This window comes from Rathayibacter sp. AY1A2 (assembly GCF_002930935.1).
Classification (GTDB): domain Bacteria; phylum Actinomycetota; class Actinomycetes; order Actinomycetales; family Microbacteriaceae; genus Rathayibacter.
This window is the reverse complement of sequence record NZ_PSTP01000008.1, coordinates 110,871-118,466: the sequence shown is the minus strand read 5'-3', so window position 1 is coordinate 118,466 and position 7,596 is coordinate 110,871. Positions and strand designations below refer to the sequence as shown.

Below are 7,596 nucleotides of genomic sequence, written 5' to 3'. Positions count from 1 at the left end.
GGCGCCGGCCGGCTGTTCAGCGCCCTGCCGGCGCTGCACCACCAGCTCCTCGGGCACGGCGTGGCGCTGGAGGCGCTGCGGGCGGCGGAGGTGACCGGGCCATGGGCGGGTGCCTCCTCGATCGCGGCGGGGGAAGTGGAGCGGCCCCGGCGCCCGCACCGAGGTGCTGGGCTCCGGGGCCGCTCCGGCGTGCCGAGACTACGCGGAGAAGCGCGGGAAGGCGGAGCGACCCGCGTAGGTCGCCGCACCTCCCAGGATCTCCTCGATGCGCAGCAGCTGGTTGTACTTCGCGACGCGGTCCGAGCGGGCCGGGGCGCCGGTCTTGATCTGGCCGCCGTCCACCGCGACCGCGAGGTCGGCGATGGTGGTGTCCTCGGTCTCGCCGGAGCGGTGCGAGAGGATCGCGGTCATGCCGTTGCGCTGGGCGAGGGCCACGGCGTCGAGCGTCTCGGTGAGCGTGCCGATCTGGTTCACCTTGACCAGGATCGAGTTGCCGGCCTTCTCGGCGATGCCGCGGGCGAGGCGCACCGGGTTGGTGACGTACAGGTCGTCTCCGACGAGCTGCACCTTGTCGCCGATGGCCGCGGTGAGGTGGGTCCAGCCGGCCCAGTCGTCCTCGTCCAGCGGGTCCTCGATCGAGACCAGCGGGTAGTTGGCGACGAGGTCGGCGTAGTAGGAGGAGAGCTCCTCGGCCGAGAGCTTCTTGCCCTCGAACGTGTAGGCGCCGTCCTCGTAGAACTCCGAGGAGGCGACGTCGAGCGCGAGCCCGATGTCCTTGCCGGGGGTGAATCCGGCGGCCTCGACGGCCTTGAGGATGAAGTCGAGCGCCTCGCGGTTGGTGGGCAGGTCGGGGGCGAAGCCGCCCTCGTCGCCGAGGCCGGTGGCGAAGCCGGCCTTCTTCAGCTGCGCCTTGAGCGCGTGGTAGATCTCGACGCCCCAGCGCAGGCCCTCGGAGAAGGACTCGGCGCCCAGCGGGACGGCCATGAACTCCTGGATGTCGACGCCGGTGTCGGCGTGCGCGCCTCCGTTGATGATGTTCATCAGCGGCACGGGCAGGGTGTGCGCGTTCGGGCCGCCGACGTAGCGGAACAGGTCGAGGTCCGACGACTGCGCGGCGGCCTTGGCCACGGCGAGGCTGACGCCGAGGATCGCGTTCGCGCCCAGGCGGGACTTGTTCTCGGTGCCGTCGAGCTCGATCAGCTCGGCGTCGACGAGGCGCTGGTCGGTGGCGTCGAAGCCCTCGATGGCCGGGCCGATCTCGTCGATGACGGCGTCGACGGCCTTCTGCACGCCCTTGCCGAGGTAGCGGTCGGAGTCGCCGTCGCGGAGCTCGTACGCCTCGAACGCGCCCGTGGAGGCGCCGGACGGGACGGCCGCTCGCGAGGACGCGCCGTCCTCGAGCAGGACCTCGACCTCGACCGTGGGGTTGCCACGGGAGTCCAGAATTTCTCGGGCGACGACTGCCTCGATAAGGGCCACAACTATCTCCTCTTGACGGGTGGGCTCCCGGAGACGGGAGCGGTCGGGAAGGAGTCTACTGACCGCCTCCGAAGCGCAGGAGACCGCGGCCGGTCGTAGACTCCCAGGGCCCGATCGCCGGACGGCCCGGGCGCACCCGCCGACCCGGAGGTTCCCCGTGACCACGACCGCCGCCGACCACGTCGACCGTCTCACCGCCGTCGTCCCGGACTTCCCGAGCCCGGGCATCCTGTTCCGCGACCTCACGCCGGTCTTCGGCGACGGCGAGGCCCTGCGGGCGGTGGCCGACGCGCTGATCGAGCCCTACCGCGGACGGATCGACGCGATCGCGGGCGTGGAGGCGCGCGGCTTCCTGCTCGCCGCGGCGGCCGCCTACTCGGCCGGTCTCGGCGTCGTGACCATCCGCAAGCCCGGCAAGCTGCCGCGGGCCGTGCTGCGCGAGCAGGCGACCCTCGAGTACGGCGAGACGATGCTGGAGGTGCACGAGGACGCGGCGCCCCGCGGCGCGCGCCTGCTGCTGGTCGACGACGTGCTGGCGACCGGGGGCACGCTCGACGCGAGCCGCCGCCTGATCGAGCGCGCCGGGTGGAGCCTCGAGGGGATCGCGGTGGTCATGGAGCTCGACGGGCTCGGGGGCCGCGAGATGCTGGCCGGCCACCGCGTCGACGCGATCGTCACCGTCTGACCCGGCCCCGTCGCTCCGCTCCCCCTGCCCTCCCCCTTCCCGCGAGACACCACCGGGGTATGCGACCCACCGGGCGAGCCGCACTCGAGTGGCGTCCCGCGGAAGGGGGAAGCGACAGGGTCAGGTGAGGGAGAGGGACATCCGGGAGAGGACGAAGGTCTCGAGCACCTGCACGAGCATGTAGAGCACGAGCGAGACGCCGGTCACGAGCACGACCGCCGACCAGACGTCCGCGAACCGGGCCTGGGCGGACCAGGCGTTGATCGCCCCGCCGATACCCGCACCGGTGGAGAGCCACTCCGCGAGCAGCGCGCCCGTGATCGCTCCGGGCACCGAGATGCGGATCGCGGCGAAGAGCGAGGGCAGCGAGCCGGGGATGGCCACCTTGCGGATCGCGGTGAGAGTGCTGCCGCCGTAGACCGCGACCACGTCGAGCATCTGCGGGGAGGCGTTGTTGAGGCCGAAGGCGATCGTCACCAGCGCGGGGAAGAGGACGACGATCCCGCCGATGACCGCGACCGAGGCGATCGAGCCGGTCCCGAAGACCAGGATGATCAGCGGTGCCATCGCGATCAGCGGCACCGAGCGCAGCAGCATCGCGAACGGCATCAGCGCGTGCTCGATGCCCTTCGACAGGCGGAACAGGATCGCGCCGAGGATCGCCACGACCAGGCCGGCCGCGAAGCCGATCAGCGCGTCGCCCATGGTCACGGCGAAGAGCCCGCCCAGCTCGGCGCGGTGCTCCGCGGCCTTCGCGTCGGTCACCAGGTGCTGCCAGACGTCCCACGGGCCCTTGACCACGTAGGGCGAGACCCCGCTGAAGAGGACCACGCCGATCCAGATCGCCAGCACGATCACGATCGTCGACAGGGCGACGAGCAGGCTCTTGCGCAGGCTCTTGAGGGTCGCGCCGAGGGCGGCCGTGCGCAGCTGGCGCCGTAGCTCGTCGACCGCGAGGATCGATGTGGCCGTGGACTGCTCCGTGCGGTCGGGGACGGTGGTCGTCATGGTCATGCCCGCTTTCCGGAGGACCAGGGCGCGATGAGGCGCCCGATCAGTCCGACGATGCCGTAGCCGAGGAGCGCGACGCCCGCGCAGAGGAGGAAGAGCGCCCAGACGCGGGGCGAGTTCAGCGAGACCTGCGCCGCGACCAGGATCGGGCCCACGCCCGTCTCGATCTTGCCGAAGTACTCGCCGAGGATCGCGCCGAGGAAGGCCGCGGGCACCGCGATCTGCAGCGCCGACAGGATGTTGGGCAGCGCAGCGATCAGACGCACCTTGCGCAGCTGGGTGAAGCGCGAGCCCCCGTAGACCGTGACGACGTCGAGCGCCGCCTTGTCGGCCGCCTTCAGCCCGAGGAGGCTGCCGACGACCGTGGTGAAGAACACCGAGAGGCCGGCCAGGAAGATCGCCGTCGCGCTCGCCTTCCCGGGAGCGTCCGCACCGCCGAGGATCAGCAGCACGATCGCTCCTATGGCGACGATCGGCACGCAGTAGGTGATGACCGCGAGCTGCGAGACGACCCCCTCCAGCCAGGGCAGGACCAGCACGAGCGCCGAGAGCACCAGCGCGAGGAGGTTGCCCCAGAAGTAGCCGACGGCCGCCTCGCCGATCGTGACGGAGAAGTTGCGCCAGTAGAAGCCGGCGCCGTCCTCCATCGCGGTCTGCACGACCTGCACGGGAGTGGGGACGGGCGCGTAGGTCGCGGCGCCGGTGGGCGCGGTGACGAGCGCCACGATCCACCAGACGGCGACGATCGCGGCGACGCCGATCAGCCCGGTGAGCCACGGAGGCAGGGACAGGGTGCGGCGCGGGGCCGCGGGGAGCGTGGTGGCCACAATGCCTCCTAGACGCGGTCGTCCGCGGCCGCGCCGCCGTCGCCGAACAGCAGCTCGGAGGCCTGGTCGACGTAGGCGTGGAACTCGGGGGTGCGCTGCATCTCGGGGGTGCGCGGGCGGGGGAGGTCGATGTCGATGATCTCCTTCACCCGTCCCGGGCGCGGGCTCATCACCGCGACGCGGTCCGAGAGGAAGATCGCCTCCGAGATGCCGTGCGTGACGAGGAGCGTCGTGGCGGGCTTCTCGGTCCAGATCCGCAGCAGCTCGAGGTTGAGCTTCTGCCGCGTCATGTCGTCGAGGGCGCCGAACGGCTCGTCGAGCAGCAGGACCTCGGGCTTGAGGATCAGGCACCGCGCGATCGACACGCGCTGGCGCATGCCGCCCGAGAGCTGGGCCGGCTTGGCCTTCTCGAAGCCGCGGAGGCCGACGAGGTCGATCAGCTCGTCGATGTAGGACTGGTCGACGCTCTTGCCCGCGATCTCGAACGGCAGGCGGATGTTCGCCATGACGCTGCGCCACGGCAGGAGCGCGTGGTCCTGGAAGGCGATGCCGAGCTTGTTGTCGCGGCGCAGCTCCTGGGGAGTGCGGCCGTCGACCCGGATGGAGCCGGACGTCGGCTCCTCCAGTCCCGCGAGGATGCGCAGGATGGTCGACTTGCCGCACCCCGACGGGCCGAGCAGGGCGAGGAAGCTGCCCTGGTCGGTGTGGAGATCGGTGTCCTGCAGCGCCGCGACGCTGCGCGAGCCCATCCGGAACGTCTTCGACAGGCCGTGGATCTGGATGCCGGTGCCGCCGGCACCCTGGTCGCGCAGGGTGCCGGCGTCGGTCGTGTCGGTCACGAGTGGTGCCCTTCGTGGATCAGGATCAGGCCGCGTACTTCATCAGCTCGGGGTTCTCCTCGTAGACCTCGTCGAGGAGGGTCAGATCGAAGAGGTCCTCGGCCGTGACGTCGATCCCGGCGCCCGCGAGGGACGCGATGGTCTCGGACTGCAGCGTCTCGGAGATGGTGAAGAGGCCGTTCGAGACCGTCTCGTCCGAGACGACCAGTTCCTCGGCCTGGATGGTGGCGCCCTTCTTGGAGGACTCCTCGTTGAGGCCGAGGTCCTTGCCGTAGTTCTCGACGGCGAGCATCGCGCCCGCCTCCGGGTCGTTGACCGCGTCGGTCCAGCCCTTGATCTCGGCGACGAGGAACGCCTTCAGAGCGTCGCGCTTCTCGGCGATCGCCTGCTCCGACACCGAGAAGGTCTCGGCGACGAAGGGGAGGCCGTTGTCGGCGAAGGGCAGGTTGACGACCTCGTAGCCCTCGGCCGCGACCGTGATGGCCTCGTTCGTCAGGTAGGCGATGAAGCCGTCGACGGTGCCGTTGACGAGCACGGAGGGGTCGTACTCGACGGGGACGACCGTGAGGTCGGACTCGGAGAGGCCGTTCGCGGCGAGCAGCGCCTGGAACAGGGAGGTGTTCGAGGCCTGGACGCCGATCTTCTTCCCGGCGAGGTCGGCCGGAGTGGCGATGTTCCCGGCGGTCTTGATCGAGAGGACCGTGAAGGGGTTCTTCTGGTAGGTCGCGCCGATGATCTTGAGCGGGGCCTCCTGCTGGGCGATCGCGGTGCCGATCGAGACGGCGTCGCTGAGCGCGACGTCCGCGCTGCCCGAGAGGAGCTCGGCCACGCCCGTCGAGGGGCCGGGGGTGAGCGTCACTCCTGCCAGGCCGGCCTCGGTGAAGTAGCCCTTCGAGTCGGCGAAGAACTCGCCCGCGAACTCCTCGTTCTTGATCCAGGAGAGCTGGACCTTGAGGGTGCCGAGGTCGCCGCCGTCCGCGGCGGACGCACCGGAGGAGTCGGAGGCGCAGGAGGCGAGGACGGAGGCGCCGCCGATCGCGAGGCCGGCGACACCCGCCAGGCGGAGGAGGCTGCGGCGGTCGAAGGCCGGGAGGGAGCGGAGGGGCGACAGGGTCAAGGGGACTCCTCGGGTGGGGATCGTCAGGGCTGCTGCGGTGGGGTGCGCGGGGTCGCGACGGGGTGCCCGTGCGGGCGCGCCAAGCCGCGCCGATCGGGTGCCTCGACGCTATCCGGGGGAGATTTCTCGGGTGTGTCCGCAGATTTCGCGGGTATTAAGGCTCTCACGGATCCGACAAGGATCCGACCAGATCGACATGATCCTCTGACGGATCGTCTCAGACCCTGTTCAGGCACCATGGGACGGCCCCGTCAGCACCTGGCCCCTCCCGCGGGCGCGGCTCAGCGCAGGCAGCCGGCGACGCTCACCCGGCGCCGCCGGCGCCGCTCAGCCGAGGTCCTTGAAGGAGAGGTCGGCGGCGGAGGCGGCGTCCCGCGGGACGAGAGCGAAGCGGGTGAAGCCCGCGGCGGCCGCGCGGTCCAGCAGCGGGGTGAGGTTCTTCGCCCGGCGCTCGAGGCGCACGCGCGAGCCCTGGGCGATCAGCTCCTGCTTGAGCGCGAGCAGCAGCTCGGGCGCCGCGTCGCGCTCGTGGACGAGGACGACGGCGTCGGGGCGCTCGACGACGGCACCGCCGATCAGCTCGACGATCCGCTCGAAGCCGATCGAGAAGCCGCAGGCCGGCACGTCCTGACCGAGGAAGCGGCCGATCATCCCGTCGTACCGCCCGCCTCCGCCGACCGAGGAGCCCGAGGACGGGTGCGCGATCTCGAAGATCGTGCCGGTGTAGTAGCCCATGCCCCGCACGAGCGTCGGGTCGAAGCGGAGCGAGACGCCGGCGGGCAGCGAGCGCAGCGACCGGGCCAGGGTCTCGAGCGCGAGCACCGCCTCCGGGTCGATGCCCTCGGGCAGCACGTCGAGGATCGCGGACTGCTCGAGCGCCACTCCCCCGGCGGCGACCGCCTCCTCTATCCGCGCGAGGTAGCCCCCGAGGACCGCGGCCGCGTCCGGCCCGTCGGCCTCGAGCTCGGCGACGACCCCGGTGGCGCCGATCTTGTCGAGCTTGTCGATCGAGATCAGCGCCGGGCCGAAGCGCTCGGGGGCGAAGCCGCAGTGCTCGAGGATGCCGGTGAGGATGCGGCGGTCGTTGATCCGGATGGTGCACTCCTCGAGGCCCAGCGCGTCGAGCGCCGCGGCGGTCGCCGTGATGAGCTCGACCTCGGCCAGCTGCCCGGGCTCGCCGATGATGTCGATGTCGCACTGCACGAACTGGCGGTACCGCCCCTTCTGCGGGCGCTCGGCGCGCCACACCGGCGCGATCTGCACCGACCGGAAGACGGCCGGCAGCTCGGCGCGGTGCGAGGCGTAGAAGCGGGCGAGCGGCACCGTGAGGTCGAAGCGCAGGCCGAGGTCGGCGAGGGCGGACGCGTCGTCGACCGCCGCCAGGTCGTCGCGGGTGAGCCCGCGGCGCAGGACGCTGAAGGCGAGCTTCTCGTTGTCGCCGCCGAGCCCGGAGTGGAGGCGGTCGAAGTCCTCGACCACGGGCGTCTCGATCTCGTCGAACCCGTGGGAGGCGTACACGCGGCGGATGACGCCGAGCGCGTGCTCGCGCTTCGCCTTGTCGGCGGGGAGGAAGTCGCGCATGCCGCGGGGCGGGGTGATCGGGGAGGCCATGACGGCGATTCTCCCAGATCGGCCGGG

The 7,596-nt window shown here is 71.5% G+C and carries 7 protein-coding genes; 1 reads left to right on the top strand and 6 read right to left on the bottom strand.

Annotated features, from left to right (window positions below):
- Positions 1 to 198 precede the first annotated feature (198 nt).
- Positions 199 to 1,479 (bottom strand): phosphopyruvate hydratase, encoded by a 1,281-nt coding sequence (gene eno / locus C5B93_RS09345; RefSeq protein ID WP_104222361.1) that lies wholly within the window; start codon positions 1,477 to 1,479, stop codon positions 199 to 201.
- 157 nt (positions 1,480 to 1,636) lie between these two features.
- Here eno and C5B93_RS09340 point away from each other — a divergent pair, with 157 nt between their 5' ends.
- On the top strand, positions 1,637 to 2,164 hold the full coding sequence (locus tag C5B93_RS09340; RefSeq protein ID WP_104292313.1) for an adenine phosphoribosyltransferase: 528 nt from the start codon (positions 1,637 to 1,639) through the stop codon (positions 2,162 to 2,164).
- Positions 2,165 to 2,284: 120 nt separating this feature from the next.
- On the opposite strand, the gene C5B93_RS09335 is transcribed toward C5B93_RS09340, so the two are convergent.
- The 5 genes from C5B93_RS09335 to hisS form a co-directional block, all read right to left on the bottom strand.
- On the bottom strand, positions 2,285 to 3,178 hold the full coding sequence (locus tag C5B93_RS09335) for an ABC transporter permease (protein WP_104222359.1): 894 nt from the start codon (positions 3,176 to 3,178) through the stop codon (positions 2,285 to 2,287).
- Positions 3,175 to 4,002, bottom strand: a complete 828-nt coding sequence (locus C5B93_RS09330) for an ABC transporter permease (RefSeq protein WP_258059477.1) — start codon at positions 4,000 to 4,002, stop codon at positions 3,175 to 3,177. Before C5B93_RS09330 ends, C5B93_RS09335 begins: the two co-directional genes overlap by 4 nt.
- 8 nt (positions 4,003 to 4,010) lie before the next feature.
- Positions 4,011 to 4,751, bottom strand: a complete 741-nt coding sequence (locus tag C5B93_RS09325) for an ABC transporter ATP-binding protein (RefSeq protein WP_104222373.1) — start codon at positions 4,749 to 4,751, stop codon at positions 4,011 to 4,013.
- 115 nt (positions 4,752 to 4,866) lie between these two features.
- Complete coding sequence (locus C5B93_RS09320; RefSeq protein ID WP_258059873.1) at positions 4,867 to 5,958, bottom strand: ABC transporter substrate-binding protein; 1,092 nt, start codon at positions 5,956 to 5,958, stop codon at positions 4,867 to 4,869.
- 327 nt (positions 5,959 to 6,285) lie between these two features.
- The gene (gene hisS / locus C5B93_RS09315) at positions 6,286 to 7,569 is read right to left on the bottom strand and encodes a histidine--tRNA ligase (RefSeq protein WP_104292312.1); all 1,284 of its coding nucleotides are present in this window, start codon (positions 7,567 to 7,569) and stop codon (positions 6,286 to 6,288) included.
- Positions 7,570 to 7,596 lie beyond the last annotated feature (27 nt).